22 protein-coding genes are annotated in these 22515 nt (G+C 63.8%); 10 read left to right on the forward strand and 12 right to left on the reverse strand.

The features are described 5' to 3' along the window. Positions 1–271: 271 nt before the first annotated feature. The 4 genes from cobT to BLEFHOIH_RS05770 all read right to left on the reverse strand — a co-directional run bounded on the left by cobT (position 272) and on the right by BLEFHOIH_RS05770 (position 4520). Positions 272–2155, reverse strand: coding sequence for a cobaltochelatase subunit CobT (gene cobT, locus BLEFHOIH_RS05755; protein WP_088343573.1), 1884 nt, complete (start codon positions 2153–2155; stop codon positions 272–274). A gap of 220 nt (positions 2156–2375) precedes the next feature. Further along, positions 2376–2792 carry a MaoC family dehydratase gene (locus BLEFHOIH_RS05760; protein WP_088343574.1) on the reverse strand — a complete coding sequence of 139 codons (417 nt, stop codon included), beginning with the start codon at positions 2790–2792 and terminating at the stop codon, positions 2376–2378. Positions 2793–2808: 16 nt separating this feature from the next. Beyond that, on the reverse strand, positions 2809–3795 hold the full coding sequence (cobS, locus tag BLEFHOIH_RS05765) for a cobaltochelatase subunit CobS (protein WP_088343575.1): 987 nt from the start codon (positions 3793–3795) through the stop codon (positions 2809–2811). Positions 3796–3887: 92 nt separating this feature from the next. Then, positions 3888–4520, reverse strand: a complete 633-nt coding sequence (locus BLEFHOIH_RS05770; protein ID WP_088343576.1) for a J domain-containing protein — start codon at positions 4518–4520, stop codon at positions 3888–3890. A gap of 156 nt (positions 4521–4676) precedes the next feature. On the opposite strand from BLEFHOIH_RS05770, the gene BLEFHOIH_RS05775 reads away from it, so the two are divergent. The 3 genes from BLEFHOIH_RS05775 (at position 4677) to BLEFHOIH_RS05785 (ending at position 6379) form a co-directional block, all read left to right on the forward strand. Then, entirely contained in the window at positions 4677–4967 is a 291-nt protein-coding gene (locus tag BLEFHOIH_RS05775; RefSeq protein ID WP_088343577.1) for a BolA family protein, read from the forward strand. Beyond that, positions 4957–5673, forward strand: coding sequence for an aquaporin (locus BLEFHOIH_RS05780; protein WP_170937020.1), 717 nt, complete (start codon positions 4957–4959; stop codon positions 5671–5673). The genes BLEFHOIH_RS05775 and BLEFHOIH_RS05780 overlap by 11 nt, the downstream gene beginning before the upstream one ends. A 154-nt stretch (positions 5674–5827) precedes the next feature. After that, positions 5828–6379 (forward strand): Panacea domain-containing protein, encoded by a 552-nt coding sequence (locus BLEFHOIH_RS05785; RefSeq protein ID WP_088343579.1) that lies wholly within the window; start codon positions 5828–5830, stop codon positions 6377–6379. A 156-nt stretch (positions 6380–6535) separates the two neighbouring features. On the opposite strand, the gene BLEFHOIH_RS26120 is transcribed toward BLEFHOIH_RS05785, so the two are convergent. Together BLEFHOIH_RS26120 and BLEFHOIH_RS05790 are read right to left on the reverse strand one after the other, a co-directional pair. After that, the gene (locus BLEFHOIH_RS26120) at positions 6536–6724 is read right to left on the reverse strand and encodes a hypothetical protein (protein ID WP_125461600.1); all 189 of its coding nucleotides are present in this window, start codon (positions 6722–6724) and stop codon (positions 6536–6538) included. Between the two features lie 157 nt (positions 6725–6881). Next, the gene (locus BLEFHOIH_RS05790) at positions 6882–7358 is read right to left on the reverse strand and encodes a GNAT family N-acetyltransferase (protein WP_245296882.1); all 477 of its coding nucleotides are present in this window, start codon (positions 7356–7358) and stop codon (positions 6882–6884) included. A gap of 477 nt (positions 7359–7835) precedes the next feature. Between BLEFHOIH_RS05790 and BLEFHOIH_RS05795 the strand changes: the two genes are divergently transcribed. Beyond that, on the forward strand, positions 7836–9332 hold the full coding sequence (locus BLEFHOIH_RS05795; RefSeq protein ID WP_088343581.1) for a CoA-acylating methylmalonate-semialdehyde dehydrogenase: 1497 nt from the start codon (positions 7836–7838) through the stop codon (positions 9330–9332). Between the two features lie 329 nt (positions 9333–9661). On the opposite strand, the gene BLEFHOIH_RS05800 is transcribed toward BLEFHOIH_RS05795, so the two are convergent. Further along, positions 9662–10306 (reverse strand): hypothetical protein, encoded by a 645-nt coding sequence (locus BLEFHOIH_RS05800; RefSeq protein ID WP_088360692.1) that lies wholly within the window; start codon positions 10304–10306, stop codon positions 9662–9664. 141 nt (positions 10307–10447) lie between these two features. After that, entirely contained in the window at positions 10448–10633 is a 186-nt protein-coding gene (locus BLEFHOIH_RS05805; RefSeq protein WP_088343583.1) for a hypothetical protein, read from the reverse strand. 354 nt (positions 10634–10987) lie between these two features. On the opposite strand from BLEFHOIH_RS05805, the gene BLEFHOIH_RS05810 reads away from it, so the two are divergent. Beyond that, positions 10988–11218, forward strand: coding sequence for a hypothetical protein (locus tag BLEFHOIH_RS05810; protein ID WP_088343584.1), 231 nt, complete (start codon positions 10988–10990; stop codon positions 11216–11218). A 10-nt stretch (positions 11219–11228) separates the two neighbouring features. Here the strand turns inward: BLEFHOIH_RS05810 and BLEFHOIH_RS05815 are convergent, their stop codons facing one another. After that, a complete protein-coding gene (locus tag BLEFHOIH_RS05815) occupies positions 11229–12023 on the reverse strand; it encodes an undecaprenyl-diphosphate phosphatase (protein WP_088343585.1) in 795 nt (264 codons plus the stop codon). Between the two features lie 219 nt (positions 12024–12242). On the opposite strand from BLEFHOIH_RS05815, the gene BLEFHOIH_RS05820 reads away from it, so the two are divergent. Both BLEFHOIH_RS05820 and BLEFHOIH_RS05825 read left to right on the forward strand, forming a co-directional pair. Next, complete coding sequence (locus tag BLEFHOIH_RS05820) at positions 12243–12725, forward strand: TspO/MBR family protein (RefSeq protein WP_245296883.1); 483 nt, start codon at positions 12243–12245, stop codon at positions 12723–12725. A gap of 113 nt (positions 12726–12838) precedes the next feature. After that, a complete protein-coding gene (locus tag BLEFHOIH_RS05825; protein ID WP_088343587.1) occupies positions 12839–13945 on the forward strand; it encodes a PHB depolymerase family esterase in 1107 nt (368 codons plus the stop codon). Positions 13946–13968: 23 nt separating this feature from the next. Here the strand turns inward: BLEFHOIH_RS05825 and BLEFHOIH_RS05830 are convergent, their stop codons facing one another. Continuing rightward, the gene (locus BLEFHOIH_RS05830) at positions 13969–14382 is read right to left on the reverse strand and encodes a tellurite resistance TerB family protein (RefSeq protein ID WP_088343588.1); all 414 of its coding nucleotides are present in this window, start codon (positions 14380–14382) and stop codon (positions 13969–13971) included. Positions 14383–14739: 357 nt separating this feature from the next. Here BLEFHOIH_RS05830 and BLEFHOIH_RS05835 point away from each other — a divergent pair, with 357 nt between their 5' ends. Next, positions 14740–16377 (forward strand): lysine--tRNA ligase, encoded by a 1638-nt coding sequence (locus BLEFHOIH_RS05835; RefSeq protein WP_088343719.1) that lies wholly within the window; start codon positions 14740–14742, stop codon positions 16375–16377. Between the two features lie 5 nt (positions 16378–16382). Beyond that, positions 16383–17468, forward strand: coding sequence for an A/G-specific adenine glycosylase (gene mutY / locus BLEFHOIH_RS05840; protein WP_088343589.1), 1086 nt, complete (start codon positions 16383–16385; stop codon positions 17466–17468). A 151-nt stretch (positions 17469–17619) separates the two neighbouring features. Here the strand turns inward: mutY and BLEFHOIH_RS05845 are convergent, their stop codons facing one another. Then, positions 17620–19284: a Clp protease N-terminal domain-containing protein gene (locus BLEFHOIH_RS05845; RefSeq protein WP_170937021.1), complete on the reverse strand. Its 1665-nt coding sequence runs from the start codon at positions 19282–19284 to the stop codon at positions 17620–17622. A 183-nt stretch (positions 19285–19467) separates the two neighbouring features. Between BLEFHOIH_RS05845 and argB the strand changes: the two genes are divergently transcribed. Then, the gene (argB, locus tag BLEFHOIH_RS05850; protein WP_088343720.1) at positions 19468–20382 is read left to right on the forward strand and encodes an acetylglutamate kinase; all 915 of its coding nucleotides are present in this window, start codon (positions 19468–19470) and stop codon (positions 20380–20382) included. Between the two features lie 109 nt (positions 20383–20491). Here the strand turns inward: argB and BLEFHOIH_RS05855 are convergent, their stop codons facing one another. Next, positions 20492–22393 carry an acyltransferase family protein gene (locus BLEFHOIH_RS05855; RefSeq protein WP_088343591.1) on the reverse strand — a complete coding sequence of 634 codons (1902 nt, stop codon included), beginning with the start codon at positions 22391–22393 and terminating at the stop codon, positions 20492–20494. Positions 22394–22515: the final 122 nt, after the last annotated feature.

A 22515-nucleotide genomic window follows, 5' to 3' on the forward strand; every position in this document is an offset into this window, starting at 1 on the left:
GAGGCGAGTGGGCCCCGGCTCTAACGGCCGGGGCGAAGGAATCGAAGTTTTGCAAAGGTCTCCCATGGGAGAGGGAGCTTGGCTGCGGCATGATGAGAGCGGGTCGGCTTAGATCGAAGCGGCTCGCCAGACCTCAAGCTTTGTCATTCACGCGAAAGCGGGAATCCAGTACGCCGCAGCATTCGCGTTTAGGGCAATGCCGAACGGAAATGTTGCCCTTTACTGGATCCCCGCCTTCGCGGGGATTTCGGTATTGCGGTTTGGGAGGCCCTCAGTGCAACTTCTTGCGCCCGCCGCGATAGCGCGCGGTCGGCACTTCGCGGGCGTGTTCGTCGAACAGCTCCGCCAGCTTCTCCGTCATCGCGCCGCCCAGTTCCTCGGCGTCCGTGATCGTCACGGCGCGGCTGTAATAGCGCGTCACGTCATGGCCGATGCCGATGGCGATCAGCTCGACAGGGGAGCGCGTCTCGATCTCGCGGATGACCTGGCGCAGATGCCGCTCCAGATAGGAGCCGGAATTCACCGAGAGCGTCGAATCATCGACCGGCGCGCCGTCCGAGATCATCATCAGGATGCGCCGCTGTTCCGGCCGGGCGAGCAGGCGGTTATGCGCCCAGGCCAAAGCCTCGCCGTCGATGTTCTCCTTGAGCAGGCCCTCGCGCATCATCAGGCCGAGATTGCGGCGGGCGCGGCGCCAGGGCATGTCGGCGGCCTTATAGATGATGTGGCGCAGATCGTTGAGACGGCCGGGCGCGGCGGGCTTGCCTTGCGCCAGCCATTTCTCGCGCGTCTGGCCGCCCTTCCATTGCCGCGTGGTGAAGCCGAGGATTTCCACCTTCACGCCGCAGCGCTCCAGGGTGCGCGCCAGAATGTCGGCGCAGGAGGCGGCGACCATGATCGGGCGGCCGCGCATCGAGCCGGAATTGTCGATCAGCAGCGTCACCACGGTGTCGCGGAAGGTGGTCTCGCGCTCGACCTTGAAGGAGAGCGGCTGATAGGGGTCGGTGACGACGCGCGACAGGCGGGCGGCGTCCAAAATGCCCTCCTCCATGTCGAAATCCCAGGCGCGGTTCTGCTGGGCGAGCAAACGCCGCTGCAAGCGGTTGGCGAGGCGCGACACCGCCACATGCAGATTGCTGAGCTGCTTGTCGAGGAAGCCGCGCAGGCGCTCCAGCTCATCGGTGTCGCAGAGATTTTCCGCCGCGACGGTCTCGTCGAACTGGCGGGTGAACACCTCGTAGCCGAAGGCGCTCGGGTCATCGAGCACCGAGAGGTTGGGGCGGCGCGGCGGCGCTTGCGTGCGCTGCTCGTCCTGGCCCTCGCCCTCCATCTCGCCGCGGTCGCTCGACTCGGTGAGCTCGGCCTCTTCCGAGCCGAGGGAATTGGGATCGGTCTCCTCGTCGGCGGCGACGGGCTTGGTCTCCTGGTCCTGGCCGCTCTGCTCGGACTCGCCGGCGGCCTGCTGGTTGCCCTCGTCCTCATCGCCGGTGGCGCTGTCTTCATTGCCCTGCGCCTGCTCGTCGATCAGCTCGAGCGCGGAGAGCACGTCGCGCAGCAGGCGGCCGAAGGCTTCCTGGTCGTCGAGATTTTCGGACAGGCTGTCGATCAGATCGCTGGCGCGGTCATCGATCCAGGGGCGCCAGGCCTCGACCATGGGCGCCGCGCGCTTGGGCGGCTTGAGGCCCAGCATCCGCTCGCGCACGATCAGCGCCAGGCATTCGTCGAGTGGCGCATCCTCGCGCGCGGTCGGCATGGCGGCGCGGCCTTCGAACTTGGCCTCGGTCTTGGCGGCCAGATTGGCGGCGACGCCCCGCATCCGCGTCGCCCCGACCGCCTCGACCCGCGCCCGCTCGACCGCTTCGAACACCGAGCGCGCCATGCCGGCGGAAGGGGCGAGCTTGGCGTGCAGCGCCGGATTATGGCAGGCAACCGTCAGCGCCAGCGAATCGGCATGGCCGCGCAGCACCGCGACCTCCTTGCGGGAGGGCGCGCGCGAGGGCTGCGGCAGCGTGGCGGTATGGCCCTTGAGGCTGGGCGTTTCGGCCGAGTAGACGACCTGCAATTCATCGTCGCCGGCGAGCGCGCGCGTCGCCGCCGCCAGCGCCTGCTTGAACGGCAAACCGGGATCGCTCTTGCGTTTGTTCGAGGTCGGCATGGTCAGTCCATTCTACTCGACGGCGGCGGTTTTGGCTGGCCCCGAACGAAGCACAGCCGGACTCCCTCTCCCTTGGGGAGAGGGTTGGGGTGAGGGGTTGGTGCCTCACCGATAGCTTACAACCCCTCACCCGGCACGCTGACGCGCGCCACCCTCTCCCCATGGGAGAGGGCTAGGCTGCGGCGAGGTCGAGGCGTTGCTTCCAACCCATCGATCAATCCTAAGGCGCCGGCCAGTTCACGGAGCGCCCTTCGCAGGTCACGTAGACTTTGCCCGCCGCATCGACGATGCGGCCTTCGAGCGTCGCCAGATTGCCCTTCAGCCCGGCATGCGGCTCGATGCCGAGCACCTTCCAGGTCAGGATGGTGTCGGTGCCGGCGGGGATGGCCTTCTTGAAGTGGACGTGGAAGTCCAGTCCCACCCCGTCGCCGAGCCCCGTCGTGCGTGAGGCGACCAGCCCCATCAGCACCGCCGTCATATGCGGCCCGCTGGCGATGATGCCGCCGTAGCGCGAGGCAGCCGCGAACTCCGGATCGGAATGCAGCGGGTTCTCGTCGCCCGCCAGCCTGGCGAATTCACGGATGTTTTCGAGGGTGAAGCGGTACGGCTTCGCAATCTCATCGCCGACTTTGACCATCGCCCGCGACCCGCGCTCAGCTTAGAGCAACATTCACCGTCGAATCCGGCAGCTCTTCCCCAAAACAGCGCTGGTAGAACTCGGCCACCAGGCCGCGCTCGAGCTCGTCGCATTTGTTGAGGAAGCTCAGGCGGAAGGCAAATCCGACATCGCTGAAGATCCTGGCGTTTTCCGCCCAGGTGATGACCGTTCGCGGGCTCATCACCGTGGACAGATCGCCGTTAATGAAAGCGTTGCGGGTGAGGTCGGCGAGACGCACCATGGCGGCGATGGTCTTGCGGCCCTCGTCGGTGTTGTAGCTCTTGACCTTGGCGGCGACGATGTCGACCTCGTCGTCATGCGGCAGGTAGTTGAGCGTCACGACGATCGACCAGCGGTCCATCTGGCCCTGGTTGATCTGCTGGGTGCCGTGATAGAGGCCGGAGGTGTCGCCGAGACCGATGGTGTTGGTGGTCGCGAACAGCCGGAAGGCCGGATGCGGGCGGATGACTTTTGACTGGTCGAGCAGCGTCAGCCGGCCGGAGACTTCCAGCACGCGCTGAATGACGAACATCACGTCCGGGCGGCCGGCATCGTACTCGTCGAAAACGAGCGCGGTGTTGGATTGCAGCGCCCAGGGCAGGATGCCCTCGCGGAATTCGGTCACCTGCATGCCGTCGCGCAGCACGATGGCGTCCTTGCCGACGAGGTCGATGCGCGAGACGTGGCTGTCGAGATTGATGCGCACGCATGGCCAGTTCAGGCGCGAGGCGACTTGCTCGATATGGGTGGATTTGCCGGTGCCGTGATAGCCCTGGATCATCACGCGCCGGTTATGCGCAAAGCCCGCGAGAATGGCCAAGGTGGTTTCGCGATTGAACTGATAGTCGCTGTCGATCTCGGGCACGTGCTCGTTGGCCGTCGAATAGGCGGGCACTTCCAAGTCGGTGTCGATGCCGAAAAGCTGGCGCACCGACACTTTCATATCCGGCAGGCCGATCACCTCTGAACTGATGGCAGGCATATGGGCTTCCTAGACTGATCTCGAATTGACGGGCGGAGCGTTCACCCGAGGCTGGACGGGCAAATTCTTATGGAGTCTCCAGGGTCGGCGCGTCAGCAAAACCCAGCCTGCTTGAGATAATTATAGGCCTGGATGATCTCGCGCAACCGATCCTCGCTGCCGCGGTCACCGCCATTGCTGTCGGGATGGTGACGTTTCACCAGGGCCTTGAAGCGCGCCTTGATTTCTTCCGGCGCGCTGCTCTCGGGCAGATCGAGCGCGGTAAAGCATTTGCGCTCGGCGTTGCGGATCGGACGGCGCTCCGGGACTTCCGCCCCCGCGCCGCCGCTCCTGGCCTGTTCGAAGAAGCCGAACGGGTCATGCGTGCCGAAATCGCGCTTGAAACCACCCATATGGCCCTGCGCGGCGGATTTAAAACCCGTCGCCGCCCAGGCATTGACGCCGGACGACCAGGTCGGGCGGTGGCCGGTGATGGAAGCCTTCTGATAGGTGGCGACGTCCTCGTCGCTCATGCCGGCGAAGTAATTATAGGACTTGTTGTAGTCGCGCACATGGTCGATGCAGAACAGGTGATAGGACCCCTCCTGCCCGCGGCCCTTCGGCGCCCGGTGCGTGCCCGGCTTGTTGCAGCCGACCCAGCCGCAGCCGGTCACTTGCTGCGAGCTCAGCCGATCCGCACCCGGCTTGACCCGGATACAATCGAAATATTTGGAGTCCAGCTTCATGCTTCGTCTATCCAAAGGTCCATAGCAGGGCTATTTAGAGGCCATGCGACACAGCGCAAGTATGCTGCTTCGTGCGGGCCGACACAAGGGTAAGCAGCTCTTTGCGGCTCTATGGAGCCTGCCATTTAAGCCCTTGCGCCAACTCAGAGAATTCTCATGCAAATCGAAACGCGGATCAGGGACAAGTTGACTGAGGCATTTTCGCCGGAACGCCTCAAGGTCGAGAACGACAGTCACAAACACGCCCATCACGTCGCCATGCGCGGCGTCGAAAAGACCGGCGAGACGCATTTCACCGTGACCATCGTCTCGGCGCAGTTTGCGGGCCGGTCGCTGGTCGAGCGCCACCGTATGGTGAACAGCGTGCTGGCCGAGGAACTGGCCTCGGGCGTGCATGCGCTCGCCATCAAGGCCAAGTCGCCGGACGAGCTGCCCGATGCCGGCTGACGGCACCGACGGCTGGCGGCCCGAACGGCCGGAGCGGGCTCAAGCTTCGGACGCGCTGTTCCGCAGCGTCACCTCGGAAGCGATCGGCGCCGGACTGATGAGCTTCCTCATCGTCGCCGCCGGCCTCCTCGGCGAGCGCTTCGCCATCGACAATATCGCCATTGCCTCGCTGGCGACCGCGCTCACCGGCGCGGCGTCCTTTGCAGTGCTCGCCCGCGTGCTGGCGCCGGCGGCCGTCAGCTACTTCAACCCCGGCGTGGCGCTTGCGTTCATTCTGTCGGGACGAATTGATTTCGTGACGGGGCTTTGCTGCGCGGCGGCTCAGATCGCGGCGGCGTTTCTCGGCGTCATGATCGCTCATATCGTGACGAATACCGGCCTGGTCCAGGTCGCCACGCAAATTCAAAGCGGCGAAGGCGTCTGGGCCGGCGAATTTCTCGGCACCGCGCTGTTCGTGTTCGCGCTGCTGTCGGTTTCGGCCCAATCGCCCGATCGTCTCCCCCTCACCGGCGCGTTCTGCCTGCTGGCCGCCGCGCTCGCGACGCCCTCGACCAGCTTCGCCAATCCCGCGCTGACCCTGGCCCGCACGCTGACGGACAGTTTTACCGCGATCAGGCTGAACGATGCCGTAACGATCGCGGGAATACAGCTCCTCGCCGCGCTTGCGGCGTTTGCCCTGTACCGATGGATGAAGGCGGGGGCGTAGCGCGCACTTGGCGACGCTTGACCGAACAAAATAAGAACGGTATTTTCAGGTGGGCAGCTTTGCTACAGTTTGCCCACATCTCCGCTTGCGGCACTTGGCGCGGAGCACGATTTCAGTGCATATGGCGTCAGCACAAGGACAGTGAGCTACGGTCATGGCACCATGGTTCAATATTCGCAAGGCGGCGCAGGTCGCGGCTTTCTTCACATTGAAGGAGCGCGGCGAGATTTACGTCCTAAAGCTCGTCAAGCTGATGTATCTGGCGGATCGCCGGTTCATGGAGCTGTACGACGTTCCCATCCTCAATGATCAGCTCGTGTCGATGCAGCACGGGCCCGTCAATTCGATCTCATACGACTATCTCAACGGCGCGATGGAATCCGAGCACTGGAACGAATTCCTGCGTGACCGGGAAAGCCATCGCGTATCGACGTCGAGGGACGATCTCACCGAGGCCGATCTGGACGAACTCAGCAAAGCCGAGCTTCGCGTGCTCCAAGAGGTGTGGGATCGGTTCGGACATATGGGGCGGTTCGAGATCAGGGACTATACGCACGACCATTGCCCGGAATGGGAGGACCCGAACGGCTCGAGCATGCCGATCCCTTACAGCCGCGTGTTCAACTTTCTGCGCAAGGCCAATAGCGCGGAGCTGGAGGACCGGATCCTGTCGGAGCGGCAGGTAGCGACCAGCTTCGACGAATAGCCATGCCCTACGAACCAGGCGGGGCAAAACCCTACTGATTCCCAGCGGCACCGCGAGAGATCCGAACAAGAAGCACTTGTTCGTCACGCTGACCAATGCCTGCCAAGATGGGCAGCATCTTCTCATCAGCATTTCGCGCGTGAAAGACGGCGTCCACTAGACGATGCGTGCGTCTTCGAACCCGGCGAGTATGCCTTCGTTCGCGAGAAAAGTTTTGCCGTCTACCGCCTCGCGAGAATTGAAAAGAGCACGCATTTGGCCCAGTGCGTCGACCGTTGGTATTTCACGCCCAAGGAAGATATGACGCCGGAGCTCGTCGCCCGGATGTGCGAAGGCATCAGCCAATCGGACTTCATTGCGCAGCGGATCGCTGAATATTATCGCCGGGTGAGCACAGCCTAATTCAACATCGTGCTTCGTGACCGAATGCCGGCCCAGACGCGGCCGCGCCGCTCGCGATCTGCTGAGCGGCGCGGCAGAGTATGTTGCGTCTCGCTGCGGCCTAAGCGGCCGAATTGAACCGCTGCAACAGCGGGAAATCCAGCACGGCCATGACGAAGCCGTTGCTGTTGTCGAGGGCCTCGCTCCACAGCGAGAGCGGGGTCGGCACCGACGGCTTCAACTGCCCAACCACTTCACCGTGGTCGAAGAACAGGTCGGCCTCGTATTTCTTCGCGATGCGCTGCATTTTGCGGTTCTCCGACAGGCAGTTCATATAGAGCCTGTCGACGCCGCGATTGCGCGCCGCGAGGATGATCTTGCCGAGCAGCTCGGTTCCGACGCCGGAATCCTGATACTCGCGCTCGACCGAAAAGGCGGCCTCCGCATCGCCATGCCAGCTATCGCCGATCATGCGCAACTCGGCCGCCGCGTGCATCTCGCGTCCGGCGAACGAGCCGTAGATGACGCTTTGGAACTGTCCGGTGCGCTCGGCATATTTATGGACGAAGGCGTCGTCCACCAGCATCCCGAACCGCATGCGCCGGCTTTCCCGGTCCAGTCTCAGCAGGTGATCCCGAAACTTCTCCGTTTCCGTGAACCACAATTTCCTTATCGTTTCTCCCCAGATGCGAGTTTCAGGCATACGCCAAACCTCCAACTGGTTGCTCGCAAAGCGAACGGGCGCCCTTCCCTCTGTGGCGGACGCCCGATTGCTGCGCTGCACAACTATATGCGCAGTGTGGCGGTTAAATGAAGGTCCACTTAGGTATTAGTGATGTTGCGGTATGGCAGCCATGCACGCATTGCGCGTCGGACAGCGCGCCACACTTGCTTTGCGAGCAGGCCGGCCGCACAATTCCGCTGGACGTCCCGGCGCTTAGGGTTAAGCAATTCGGCGGACCCCAATCCGTTGTGAGTAGGGACGAATTGGCGGTTTCGCCGCGCTCGGGGGCGGCGTCGGAATGGCCGGGCCTGGCCTTGGCTCAACAAGCAATTTTCAGTCGGGAGGCTGCGCATGAAGGAGATCGGGCATTTCGTCGGCGGCAAACATGTCGCGGGCGAAAGCGGGCGTTATGGCGACGTATTCGCGCCGCATACGGGCGAGGTGCAGGCCAAGGTCGCGCTCGCATCGGCCGCCGAGATGGCCAGGGCTTTGGAAAATGCCAAGGCGGCGCAGGTCGGCTGGGCCGCGCTCAACCCGCAGCGCCGCGCCCGCGTGCTGTTCAAATTCCTCGAGCTGGCGCAGAAGGAGATGCGCTCGCTGGCCGAGCTTTTGTCCTCCGAGCATGGCAAGACCGTCCCGGATTCGATGGGCGACATCCAGCGCGGGCTCGAGGTCGTCGAGTTTTGCTGCGGTGCACCACATCTGCTGAAGGGCGAATTTACCGAAGGCGCCGGTCCCGGCATCGACATCTATTCGATGCGCCAGCCGCTCGGCGTCGTCGCCGGCATCACCCCGTTCAACTTCCCGGCCATGATCCCCTTGTGGAAGGCCGGCCCGGCTTTGGCCTGCGGCAATGCCTTCATTCTGAAGCCGTCCGAGCGCGATCCGTCGGTGCCGATGCGCATCGCCGAATTGCTGATGGAGGCCGGGCTGCCGGCGGGCGTCTTCAATGTCGTCAATGGCGACAAGGAGTCGGTCGACGCCATCCTCACCAACCCCGATATCAAGGCGGTGGGCTTCGTCGGCTCCACCCCGATTGCCGAATACGTCTATGTCACCGGCACGGCGCACGGCAAGCGGGTGCAATGTTTCGGCGGCGCCAAGAACCACATGATCGTCATGCCGGACGCCGATCTCGACCAGGCCGTCGACGCGCTGATCGGCGCGGGCTACGGCTCGGCGGGCGAACGCTGCATGGCGATCTCGGTCGCGGTGCCGGTCGGCGACAAGACGGCGGATGCGCTGATGGCAAAACTCATCCCGCGCGTCGAGGCGCTGAAGATCGGGCCCTATACCGACGAGAACGCCGATTTCGGCCCGCTGGTCACCAAGGCGCATATGCAGAAGGTGAAGGACTATGTCGATCTCGGCGTGAAGGAGGGCGCGACCCTCGCCGTCGACGGGCGCGGTTTCACCATGCAGGGCTATGAGAACGGCTACTTCATGCGCGGCTGCCTGTTCGACCACGTCACGCCGGACATGCGCATCTACAAGGAGGAGATTTTCGGCCCGGTGCTGGCGGTCGCCCGCGCCAAGGATTACGCCGAGGCGCTGCGGCTGCCATCCTCCCATGAATATGGCAACGGCGTCGCCATCTACACCCGCGACGGCGATGCGGCGCGCGACTTCGCCAGCAAGGTCGATACCGGCATGGTCGGCGTCAACGTGCCGATCCCGGTGCCGCTCGCCTATTACACATTCGGCGGCTGGAAGCGCTCGGTGTTCGGCGATCTCAACCAGCACGGCCCCGATGCATTCCGCTTCTATACGAAGACGAAAACGGTCACGGCCCGCTGGCCCTCCGGCGTCAAGGAAGGCGCGGAATTCTCGATTCCGACGATGAAATGAGTTTTAACGTCCCGGTGACATCCCGCATATCCCAGAATGTCACTGGATCGTCCCGGCGACGGGCCCCGATTGGGATGGGCAGAAGCAACCCGTCCCGACGGTGCCGCCCTGGTAAAGCGGACAGCGCCCGGCGCTCGGGGTGACGCATTGATTGCCGATCGCTGCCTGACTTGAGCTGGCGGCGGCGGCGTTCGGGCAGCATTGCGCCTGTATAACCCAGGGCGCCGCGCCGCGTGCCCTCAGCGTATTCTCGCAGCCGGGGTTGCATCCTTGCGCCGACGCGGACTGCGGCGAGATCAGCAATGGTAAAAGCAGAAAAATCGATTTTTTCATGTCTGCGCTCCGCAGCTTTTATTGAATCGTGGGCTTTGGTTTTTCTCCTGGATGATTTCGAGCGCGCCGTTGCACTGCTTGATGCAGATTGACAGGCGGTGTGTCTTGGCGCCGTAGACCTGATCCGATGCGCCGATGCTCGATGGCGGCAGATATTGGAAGTCCACCAGCTCGTTTCCGGCCGGGATGTCGTCGAAGATAATCACATAGCGGAAAATCGTATTGCCCTTCTGGGCGATTTTCTCGACATACATCTTGTATTTGTTTTCAGCGATACTTGGGATGAACTCATAATCCTCGGTCAGGCCCAGAATAAAACCGGAGATGATCCGTTTATCCGCCGCCGCCAATTGCGCGCGATTCAAATAGGTGCGCTGGACATGGATCCACCAGCCGACCGCCGCGAAGACCAGGATCAGCCCGGAAACGGTTCCGGTTTTCCAGTAGAACGTATAGGCGGCCAAGGCAGCATTCCGCTCCTCACCCGACGCCGTTCTGCTTTCCAGGAAGCTGCGAAACCAGCGCTGCCCCATGACCGGAACAAAGAAAATGAAGACGACCGCAAAGAAGAACGGCCCATATTGCTGAGCAATGGCTGAAAACTTCTCAAGCGTGTCTGGGGTCGGCAGCGTTTCCGTCATGGCGCGAACCTTGAGCACTGGGGAGAAACTCAACGCTCTGCCCTTCGCGAGAGGGCGAAAGCTCGCAATCATTTCGATTGCAGGTCGCAAGACTACGCGCAGAAGTCGAAAAAAGCCTTAATGGACGGGCCCTGAAGCCGCCTACCGCCCGCTGCGATTCCGCGTCGGATCCACGGGCGAATAGATCTGCCCCGGCTTCGGCGTCGGCGGCAACGGCTCGCCCTTCACGACGGTCCGCTCCTCGCCCGTCCGCCCGCCGCGCGGGCCGATGATCTCGTACTGGGCGGATTTCGGCGCCGTCTGCCCGGGCCTGAACGTCTCTTTCATCTCTGACCAATCCTTATGGGAAGCCTGGCGCCCGCCCTGCAAATCCGGCCGCTCAAAACCCGTTCAAATCCAGTGCGTTATTGAGCAAAGCTGCGACGGGCTCGAAGCTGCCGACGCGTGACGCTGTTCAGCGCAGCACATTCCTGAGGAAAAAGTGCAATTTTCCATGTGCCAGGAACGTATTAGTGTCTAACGAATACCAGCAAATCATTTTGACGGCAAGTTCTACCCAAAATAATATTGGAAACTTTCGGGGCCCGCCCTGCCCCGCATGCTAAAGCGCAAGCAATTCATTTTTGAAAAGATTGTACCCGAATGAAACCGAGCGACGGAGGCTTCCCCTGGGGCCTTATATTGTTTGCAATTGTCCTAACCTCATCCAGCTATTTTGCGTCCAAGCATCACACGCTCAATCCCTGCACTGCGGCCGCGCGCGCCGTCAAAGCCGATTGCGGCAAGTTCCTCAGCAGCGAGGGCTGCTCGATCCTGCCGGCGCTCAGCGAGGAGACCTACGCCAAATATCTGGCCGACGAGAATACTTACGCGGGGTGCTATCTCATCATGGTGCAGAACGAGTTCAAGTAGCCGGATGGGCTCACAGATAGAGCAGCACCAGCACGAAGCTGCCGAGCGCGACGCGGTAGATGGCAAAGGGCGCAAAGCCGATCTTGCTGACCACGGAGAGGAACGGTTTCACCACCAGCAGAGCCGCGATGAACGCCGCGAAAAAGCCGACGGCGATCAGCCCGGCATCGTCGAAGCTGAGCACCGCGCGGTTCTTATAGGCGTCATAGGCGAAGGCGGCGCCCATCGTCGGGATCGAGAGGAAAAAGGAGAACTCCGCCGCCGTGCGCCGTTCGAGGCCGAGCAGCAGGCCGCCGATGATGGTCGCGCCCGAGCGTGAGACGCCTGGGATCATCGCCACCGCCTGCGCCACGCCGACCAGGAAACCGGTCCTGAGCGGGATGCTGTCGACATCGCGATAGAGCACGCGCTTCTGGGTTTCCTCGACGATCATGATGATGATGCCGCCGATGATGAGAGCCGCCGCCACGACGGTCGGCGAGAACAGCACTTGCTTGATGAAGCCGCCGAATGCCGCGCCGAGAACCAGCGCCGGCAAGAAGCCGAGCAGGATCAGCAGCGCGAAACGCCGCGCCGCCGGGTCGGTCGGCAAGCCGATGATGGTGCTGAAGATTTTGCGGAAGTAGATGACGATCAGCGCAAGGATCGCGCCAAGCTGGATCATCACCTCGAACGTGTGGCCGGGCGGGGCGGAGAAACCGAGCAGATCGACGAACAGGATCAGATGGCCGGTCGAGGAGACGGGCAGAAATTCCGTCAGCCCCTCGATGACGCCGAGCAACGCGGCGATCAGATAGTTTTCCATGATAGGCCCCAAACTGCGGCGCGGGAGGCGCGTCCGTCATGCCAATGGCCCCGCCAAGCTCCCCGAGTCAAGGCAAGAACGCCCGCAATGCGTGAGGCCCGCAACTGCCGCAGCGGAACGGTTAATAACCGTGCGGAATCTCTTCCGGGCCTAAGGAGTCGCGCGCTATTGAGGAACCCGGTCAGTCCAGATGCGTTGCTGTAACGGAGATGAAGCCCGATGCCCGACTGGTTTTCGCAAGATTTGATGGCATTGGTCGGATTTCTCGGCCTGGTCGCGGCCGCCGCGGCGCTTGGCGGGCAATGGGGTGCCCGTCCCTGGTACAACACCCTCTCCAAACCGAGTTGGACTCCGCCCAATTGGCTGTTCCCGATCGCCTGGACCGTCCTTTACGTCATGATCGCGATAGCCGGCTGGCTGATCTGGCGCACGCCACATCCGGAGCGGGAGCTGCTGCTGACGCTTTGGGGCGCGCAGCTCCTGCTCAATGCGCTCTGGTCCTACATATTCTTCGGGCGCAAGGCGGTCGCGCTCGCTCTCGCCGAGTTGATTCTGCTCTGGCTCAGCATTGCCACATTTACGATCATAGCCTGGCGCGTCGATCGGAACGCCTCGCTGCTGTTCCTGCCCTATCTGATTTGGGTGAGCTACGCGGGAGCGCTCAACGCCGCGATATGGCAACGAAATCCGGTGCGCTCGTGAGGCGCCCCGCGACAAGATGTGGGTTTTTGCCAAGAGCCCCGGGCCTTTATACCGGACCGCAAGATCGTCCGGCTTCCTTCGATCATCACTCCAGATGAAAATGCTTTAGGCTTATGGGAATTTCAGCACCTCGGGGCAGTGCCATAGACCAGGACAGTCTCAGCGGGCGCCAGCGTCAGCGCACCAAGGCTTTGAGCCGGGCAGGCGCGTTCCTGCGCCGACTGATCGGGCGCCATCACGGGGCCATTCAGGAGGGCGCCGACACCGAAAAGCGCACGCTCGCGCCCGATGCGCCGGTCACGCCGCAGGGCGGGCGGTTCATCACGGAAGTGTTCGCCAATTTCGCCGGCATGCGCAATTACCGGCTGTTCATCCCGAGCGCCTATCGCGGCCAGGCTTTGCCGCTGATCGTCATGCTGCATGGCTGCAAGCAATGGCCTGACGATTTCGCCGCCGGCACGCGGATGAACTATCTGGCTGAGGAATTTGGCTGTTTCGTCGCCTATCCGGCCCAGCCGAAAAGCGCCAACGGCTCGCGCTGCTGGAACTGGTTCAGCCCGCGCCACCAGCATCGCGGACGCGGCGAGCCCTCAATCATCGCCGGCATCACCCGCGAAGTCATGCGCCAATATGGCATCGACCAGAGCCGCGTTTATGTAGCGGGCCTGTCGGCGGGCGGCGCATTGACGGCGGTGCTGGCGGCAACCTATCCCGATCTCTACGCCGCTGTCGGCGTGCATTCTGGCCTCGCGCGCGGCTCGGCCCGCAACGTGCCGTCGGCGCTGTCGGCGATGCGCAATGGCCACGCCTCGGTCGCCGAAGCGCCTCTGCTCGGCACCGGGCCGGACGGTGCGCGGCGCTTCGTGCCGGCGATCGTTTTCCACGGCGACCGCGACGACACTGTCCATCCGCGCAACGCCGATCATGTCATCGCGCAGGTGCTGCCCGATGGCGGCAGTGCGCTGCGTCAGGCCAAGAAGCAGGGGCGCGTCAAGGGCGGCCACGCCTATAGCCTGACCCGCTACATCAATCCGCGCGGCCAGACCGTCCTGGAATATTGGGCGGTGCATAATAGCGGCCACGCCTGGTCCGGCGGCGACAGCACGGGGTCTTACACCGACAGCGCCGGTCCCGACGCCTCGCGCGAGATGTTGCGCTTCTTCCTCTCGCACCGGCTGGAAGCAGCGCGGGTCATGGAAGACGCAGCCATTTCCGGGTGATGGGACCGCTGTGCCCGGCTGACCTAGACGATTTGATGCCGCGCACGGGCGCCGCGCTCGATGGCGGCAATGACGAGCTTGTCGAGTTCGAGGCTGTCGCGCAGCAATTCCAGGAAACGGATTTCCTCATTGCTGACGGCGCGGTCGACCGCGGCAACTTCCACGGCCAGTGCGTAGGCGGTCTCGTGCAGCTTTTTCGGCAGTGACGCCGCGATCAGCTTCAGGATCGCATCCAGCCCATCCTCGTCGCTGAGGATGTCGCCGCATTTCTCGGCCGTTTTCACCAGTTGATTTTCGTCGAAACTGGCGAAAATCGGAAGCTGGGCGACGATGCTGCCGATTTTTCGCAGCTCGCCGTCGGAGATGATGCGGTCCACCGCCGACATCGTCACCATGGCGTAGATCAAGGCTTCCTGGATGCTGGGTTTGGACGTCATGAAGCCAAAATCCTCCGCTTACGCTCCCGCTACTGCCCGCGTTTGTAAGGATTTTTACCGATCTGTTCAACCGGCGTGAGTTCGGGTTACGAAGGCGTGAAGAGCCGCGGCCGGCGACGCGAAGCGTTGCCATTGGCCGGCCGGGGCGTCGATCCCTATATTCATGCGAAGCCGCCCCGCCGGATGCTCTGGAACGGTTCGCTAGCGCGGGTATTACGCGCATATGAGTAAGATATCCAAAGCTCGATGAGCCGTTGGGCTTCGTGGACCAACTGGTGAATTGACGCTTTGCGCGGCCCGCTCTACGGTCGCGGCTTCTTTCCACCTCGATATGGATGTTTGGCAAGGCAGTTGATGATGGCGATCGACGATACGGCATTGGCGGCAGCGGCGGGGGTCTCGAAGGCCTGGCCGTTTGAGGAAGCGCGCAAGCTGGTCGCCCGCATCGAGAAACGCGGCCACGGCACCGAGGCGATCTTCTCCACCGGCTACGGCCCGTCCGGCCTGCCGCATATCGGCACTTTCGGCGAGGTCGCCCGCACCAGCATGGTCCGCCGCGCCTATGAGGCGCTGACCGGCGCCAGCACGCGGCTGATCTGCTTCTCCGACGATATGGACGCGCTGCGCAAGGTGCCGGACAATGTGCCGAACCGCGAGATGCTGGCCGCCCAGATCGGCAAGCCGCTGTCGAGCATCCCCGACCCGTTCACCAACGAATATCCAAGCTTTGCCGCCCACAACAATGCGCGGCTGATGCGCTTCCTCGACGCCTTCGGGTTCGACTATGAGTTCCTGTCGGCGACCGAGTGCTACAAGTCCGGCATGATGGACGCGACCCTGCTGAAGATGCTCGCCGTCTATGACAAGGTGATGGACATCATTTTGCCGACGCTGGGCGAGGAGCGGCGCAAGACCTACTCGCCTTTCCTCCCGATCTCCGAGCGCACTGGCCAAGTGCTGCAAGTGCCGATGGTCGCGCGCGATGTCGAGGCCGGCACCATCACCTATGTCGATCCCGAGACCGGCGAGAAGGTCGAGACGCCGGTCACGGGCGGGCGGGTGAAGTGCCAATGGAAGGCGGACTGGGCGATGCGCTGGGTGGCGCTCGGCGTCGATTACGAGATGGCCGGCAAGGATTTGATCGACTCAGTGACGCTGTCTTCAAAGATCTGCAAGGCGCTCGGCGGACTGCCGCCCGAGGGGTTCAATTACGAGCTGTTCCTCGACGAGAAGGGCGAGAAGATTTCGAAGTCGAAGGGCAACGGCATCACCATCGACGACTGGCTGACTTATGCGCCGCCGGAAAGCCTGTCGCTGTTCATGTATCAGAAGCCGCGCACGGCCAAGCGGCTGCATTTCGATGTTATCCCGAAGACGGTGGACGAGTATTTCACCTATCTCGCCAACTACCCGGACGAGGCGACCGAGCAGCGGCTGATGAATCCGGTCTGGCACATCCATGGCGGCCAGCCGCCGGCGACAGACGTGCCGGTCAGCTTCAACCTGCTGCTCAATCTGGTCAGCGCCTCCAATGCGAGCGACAAGGCGGTGCTGTGGGGCTTCATCCGCCGCCATGCGCCGGGCGTCTCGCCTGCTACCCACCCGGAGCTGGACCGGCTGGTCGGTTATGCGATCGCCTATTTCCATGATTTCGTGAAGCCGGCGAAGAAGTTCCGCACGGCCAGCGATAAGGAGCGCGCGGCCATCACCGAGCTCTACGAAAAGCTCGGCAAGCTGCCGGAGAAGTCCAGCGGCGAGGACATCCAGAATGTCGTCTATGAGGTCGGCAAGGCGCATCAGTTCGAGCCGCTGCGCGCATGGTTCCAGGGGCTGTATGAAGTGCTGCTGGGCCAGTCGCAGGGACCGCGCTTCGGCTCCTTCGTCGAGCTATACGGCATCGCCGAGACGCGGGCGCTGATGGCGCGCATTCTCGGCCTGGATACCGACGCGCCCAAGCCGAAGCCGAAGAAGAAAACGGTCAAGGCGGGCGCTTAGCTGACATGGCAAGGCCGCAGGCGCAACGGTCGGACACGGGTTCGGGCAGCGTCGCGGCCGATTTGCTGGCCTGGTACGACGTATCGGCGCGGGCGCTGCCCTGGCGGCAGCCGCCCGGCATCCCTGCCGATCCTTATGCCGTCTGGCTGTCGGAGATCATGCTCCAGCAGACGACGGTGAAGGCCGTTATCCCCTATTTCGCGAAATTCCTGGCCCGCTGGCCGCGCGTCACCGACCTCGCCGCCGCCGATCTCAACGACGTGCTCGCGGCCTGGGCCGGGCTCGGCTATTACTCGCGCGCCCGCAATCTGCACGCCTGCGCGCAAGCCGTCGCCGAGCGCCATGGCGGCCGTTTTCCGAGTGACGAGGCGCAGCTTCTGGCGCTGCCCGGCATCGGCGCCTACACGGGAGCGGCCATCGCGGCAATCGCCTTCGACCTGCGTGCGACGGCGGTCGACGGCAATGTCGAGCGCGTGGTGGCGCGGCTGTTCGCGGTAGAGGCGCCGCTGCCCGGGGCGAAGCCGGAGATCAAGCGGCTCGCCGCGCTGCTGACGCCTGCCGAGCGTCCCGGAGACTTCACTCAAGCCATGATGGACCTCGGCGCGACGATCTGCTCGCCGCGATCGCCCTCATGTCTGCTATGCCCGATCGAGGCGCATTGCGCGGCGCGGGCGCGCGGCATCGCGGCGGCCCTCCCCGCCAAGGCCGCAAAGAAGGAGCGTCCGAACAGGTTCGGCGCGGCGTTCGTCGCGATCCGGGGCGATGGCGCGGTGCTTTTGCGGCGCCGGGCGCCGAAGGGGCTGCTCGGCGGAATGCTGGAAGTGCCCTCGACGGAATGGCGCGCGGAGCCGCCGGGCCCGGATGCCGCGCTTGCGTCCGCCCCGCTGGCAGCCGAATGGCAGCGCGCAACCGGGCCGGTCGGCCACACCTTCACCCATTTCCATCTCAAACTGGACGTCTATCTCGGCAGGATCCCGGCGACGCCCGACGCCCCTGAGGGCTGCCGCTGGTATCCACAGGCGGCTCTCCCCGGCGAGGCCCTGCCGAGCGTCATGCGCAAAGTCCTCGCCCGCGCCGTGGAGCGCGAGTGACCTTACGATGCATAAGTAGCCACAGTTTTTATCATTCCCGCGAAAGCGGGGATCCGGTAAAGGGCAAAATTAGCCGTTTGCATTCCCTTAGCACGACCGCTGCGGAGTACTGGATACCGGGAGACAGCGGAGATCGCTCCGGCCCACCCGACTAATGCGCAAACGCCTTCATGCCGAGCATGGCCAATTCCGTCACCACGCCGCCAAGCGCCATCGCGGCGAGCCATTGCACGCTGCGCAGGATCAGACGCCAGTAATTCGTCCGCACCCTGACCGTAATCACCTGATCCGGCAGGGCGACATCGCCGACAAGCCCGTTCTGGTCGATGCTGCGGGCGGCGACGATGAGTTGCAGCCGGTGCTGGCCCGTCTGCATCGGCGTCACCGACCAGCGCCAGCGGCCATAAACCTCGCCGCCTTCGGTGCCATCCGGGCGGTCGAAGATCCACTGCGTCTCGGGGCTGAGCGGCTCGATCATAAAGCCGCTGTCGGGCGCGCGCAGGATCACGCTCATAGCCTGGGTGATCATGATCTCGTGCCGCACCGGCTGGCCGCTGCCTTCGAGCCCGCGCGCCATCGCCTGCGTCTCTTCGCGCGAGATGCGCACTTCGATCCGCTCCGCCGACAAGGCGCGCATCCGGCGCGGGATATTCTCGATCAGCCGTCCGATCAGCGCCTCATGCGGGCGGGGCGCGCGGCGGCTCCTGCCCTTCTGGCGCTCGGCGGAGGCGGGCGTGAGGACCTTGGCCGAGGGCGCGGACCGCTGCTTGGCGCTGCGGCTCGCGGGCTGCACCGGAGGAGGTGCCGGGGCGGGAGCGGGCGCCGCAACTTTCGCCCGCCCGGCGCTACCGACGCGCATTTCATCGAGCCGGTTTTGTGATGGCATCTGCGGCGAGGGGCGCGGGGCGGAGGCGGCGGGCGCCGCCTCCCGCGCACCATTGACCGTCTGGCGATGGGGCGCCGGATTCGGCGGCGGCGTCGGGACAGGCGGCGCTTCGGGCGCGGCGCGCTGCTCCCTGCGGAAGTCGCTCTTATTCTCAACCGCCCGGGCCGCCGGCTGCGCGACCGAATGCGCGATGCGGGCCGCGGCGCCGGCCCCCTGGCCGGGGCGCGGCACTTTTGCCACCGGAACCGGCGGCGGCGGAGGCGGCGCCGGCTCTTCCTCAGCCTCGTCTTCGATGACTTCGAGCTCCAGCTCGTCCGGCTCCTCGTCCTCCGGCTCGGGCTCTGGCTCAGGCTCGGGCGCACGCGGCGGCTCGCTGCGGACCGGCTGCGGAGCGGGGGCGGGAGGCGGCGATGGATCAGCCGCCGGCACGGATTGCGCTCTCGCCGTAGCGGTGCGGCTGCCATAGGATTGGCCGCGATTGCCGTAGAGCCAGGTCATCGCCGCCGGATAGGTGAAGCCGTTGCGCTTCAAAATGTCCGCAGCCGGATTATCGCTCTCGCGCGACAGGGCGGACAGCACAAAGGCCGCGTCCACCTCGCTGCAATTCAGCCGGTTGGCGTCGTCAGACGCCGTCTGCAGCACACGCTCCACCTTGTAGCTGGCGCGCAGATCGAACTGGCCGGGCGTATAGAGCGTCGCAAGGTTGCGGTTGACCGTATCCGTGGCGTTGCTGCGAATGGCGGGAATGTCGGCGCGGATGGCCTCGAACAAGGCCAGCGCGTCGGGATCGTCGAGCAGCGCCAAAAGCAGATGTTCGAGCGTCACATAGCGGTGCGAGCGTTGCTGGGCGGCGGAGATCGCACGCCGTATCGAAAGCGACAAATAGGCCGATTGCGGAAGATCGGTCATAAATCCCGATGTCTCGGCCACGCCTCCCTCCGGAGAATTAAGCAACTGTGAACGCCTCATGGTTGACATAGCTGAATCCTCGGCCTCGCGGAAGCGCTTTAGCGCCACAATTGCCTCCGCAAACACCCGTTCGCGTAAATCGTTTATGCGCCGGCCCGAAGCCGCTATAAATGCGTCCCGATGCCCCCTTTTTGAGCAGGATCGATGGACACGCCCGCACATCTCGACAACCCGCCGCTGAGCCCGCAAACCCATGCCGTGATTCTGTCGGAGGCGCTGCCCTATATGCAGCGCTATGACCAGCAGACCATCGTGGTGAAGTATGGCGGCCACGCCATGGGCGACGCTGACCTCGCCACCTGCTTCGCCAAGGATATCGTGCTTTTGGAGCAATCCGGGGTGCGCCCGATCGTGGTGCACGGCGGCGGCCCGCAGATCGGCAAGCTGCTTGACCGGCTGCAGATCAAGAGCGAATTCGCCGACGGCTTGCGGGTGACGGACGCGGCGACCGTCGAAGTGGTCGAGATGGTTCTGGCCGGCTCGATCAACAAGCAGATCGTCGCCGAGATCAACAAGGCGGGCGGACGCGCCTGCGGAATTTCCGGCAAGGACGCCAATCTGCTGATCGCGAGGAAGCTCGAGCGGCGCGTGCGCGACCCGCATTCCAATATCGAGAGCGTGCTCGACCTGGGCTTCGTGGGGGAGCCGGAAAGTGTGAACCCGCGCATCGTCGAGGTCATCGCCGCCGGCGAGCTGATCCCGGTTATCGCGCCGATCGGCGCCTCTCGGGATGGCGTGACCTACAATATCAACGCGGACACTTTTGCAAGCGCCCTAGCGAGCGCGATGAAGGTGAAGCGGCTTTTATTGCTGACGGACGTGGCCGGCGTGCTGGACAAGACCGGCAAACTGATCCCGAAGCTGACGGTGACCGAGGCCAGGGCGCTGATCGCGGACGGGACGATTACGGGGGGCATGATCCCCAAGGTCGAAGGGTGCATTGACGTGGTCGAGTCGGGCGTCGAGGGCGTGGTGATTATCAACGGCAAGGTGCCGCATGCGGTGCTGATCGAGTTGTTTACGAGGCACGGGGCGGGGACGCTGATTGAGAGGGATTGAGGGGCAGCGGCCCCTTTGTCTGGGGCCTAGCGACACCTTTTCAATGATCGGCCTAAGTGGCTCACCAGGGGTGGCGATAATCGGACGGCGTTGCGTAGGCGCCCGAACATCACCCCTTCGGAACCCCCGCCGCCGCCATTTCCGGGAACAGTTGCCCCTTGATCCGACGCACCAGTTCCGCGGATCCCGCCGCCGTCAGGTGGCCATAGTCGAACTGGATCGGCTCCGCCCTGTCCCCTAGCCAGACCGTGCATTCCGGCGCGCAGAGGGCGCCGTAGACCGATACATATTCCACCGGCAGCCCCTTCAGGGCCTGTGCAAACGCCCGGTCGGTCTTCTCCTGTTCAGGGTTGCGGTAACCGGCGATGGCCTTGCCGGTTTTGTCGCCCAAGGTCAGCGCCAGGACGCGCGGCAATGCCATCCTGTATTCCACGATCGGACCGAAGACGATGACGCGGTCGGTGAAGTCGCGCAGTTTCATCGCCGTCTGCTTCATTTCATCGACATTGCGGGCGCGCCAGCGGCTGCCCATGATGACGGCGTCGAGGCGGTTGGCGGGGAGAAACTGGTTGAACACGTAATTCATCAATTCCAGGCAGCTTCCCCTGCCGCCGCCGCCGAGGATCGGGCGGCAGCCCGAGGCGCTCGCCATCAGGAAATTGACCTCCGGATAGACCTCCCTCAGACCAGCCATCAGGTGTGCGGCATGGCTGTCGCCGACGACCAGGACATTTTTCCGCCCCGGCTTGAGCGCGAGGCAGCCGGCAATGTCGAAGGCGGAGAAGTCGTCGCGCTGGGAACTCAGCATGCATTTCGGAGTAGGCACGGCCGCCGTCTCCGCCCGCGCCGTTTCAGGCGGCGGGGTCATGAGGTTCAGGAGAGCTGTCACCTGCGGCGATTCATTGCGCACGACCCGGTTGGCGGGTCCGAGCGGCGCGGCGGCGACCGCGACGACCACCATCGCAATCGCGGCGGCGGCAAAGACCGGGTAGCGCGATGCGCCGGGCGCGCCTCGGCGGAAGGGCGTCTCGATATAGCGCCAGGAAAGCGTGGCGAGGGCGAAACTGAGCAGGATCAGCGCCAATTGGATGGCGAAATCAGGCTTGCCCCAGATGTGGATATAGGCGACGCGGACGGGATAGTGCCAAAGGTAGAGCGAATAGGAGATCAGGCCGATGAAGCGCATCGGGGGCGCGCTGAGGAAGCGGGCGGCCCTGGTTTCGGCGGCCGCGCCAGAATGGATGATCAGCGCGGCGCCGAGCACGGGCGTGAGTGCACCAAGCCCCGGAAATGGCACCGATTTCGACATCAGCGCGACGCTACCGATGACGAGGGCAAGGCCGGCGAGGCCCGCCGCATCCGCCAGCGATTGCCGCTTGAGGGCGGGCACCGCGCCGACCGCGATCAGCGAGCCGAACAGGAATTCCCAGGCCCGGTACTGCATGAGGTAAAAGGCCGCCGGGGCATCCTTTTGCACCATCCATACGGACGCGGCGAAACTCACCGCCGCAATGCCGCCCAGTGCGAGATACCGTTTGCGCGCCGACAGATGGCCAAGGCCGATCATCAGCAGCGGCAGCACGATGTAGAACTGCTCCTCGACCGAGAGCGACCAGGTGTGCAGCAGCGGGTTGACCGTGCTGCCATCGTTGAAATAGCCGGTATCGCGATAGAAGAAGATGTTGGAGACGAAAAATACCGAGGAAAGCAGCGTCTTGCCGATGTAGCCGGCTTCGAAGGAGAAGGTGAAAAACAGCGCAAAAGCCAGCGTCGCGAGATAGACGGCGACCAGCGCCGGCAGGATGCGCCGGATGCGGCGGACGTAGAAATCGGCGATGCTGAAGCTGCCCGCGCTGACGCCATCATGAATCAGCTTGGTGATCAGGAAGCCCGAGATTACGAAAAAAATGTCGACCCCGACAAATCCGCCGTCGAGATAATCGAAGTGGAACAGCACGACAGAGAGGACCGCAAGCGCGCGCAAGCCATCGATATCGCTGCGATATTTCATAATTCCGGTCGTCCCCCAACGATTGCCCGTGGGCACCCTAGCCCGGGGCGGACCCGGCCGGCAAGTTTTCGCGAGCCGCCAGCCGGTCAGGAGCCAAAAGGGCGCGGACGGTGACAAATCCG

Origin of the sequence: Rhodomicrobium sp. R_RK_3 (assembly GCF_002198715.1) — a bacterium.
Lineage (GTDB): Bacteria > Pseudomonadota > Alphaproteobacteria > Rhizobiales > Rhodomicrobiaceae > R-RK-3.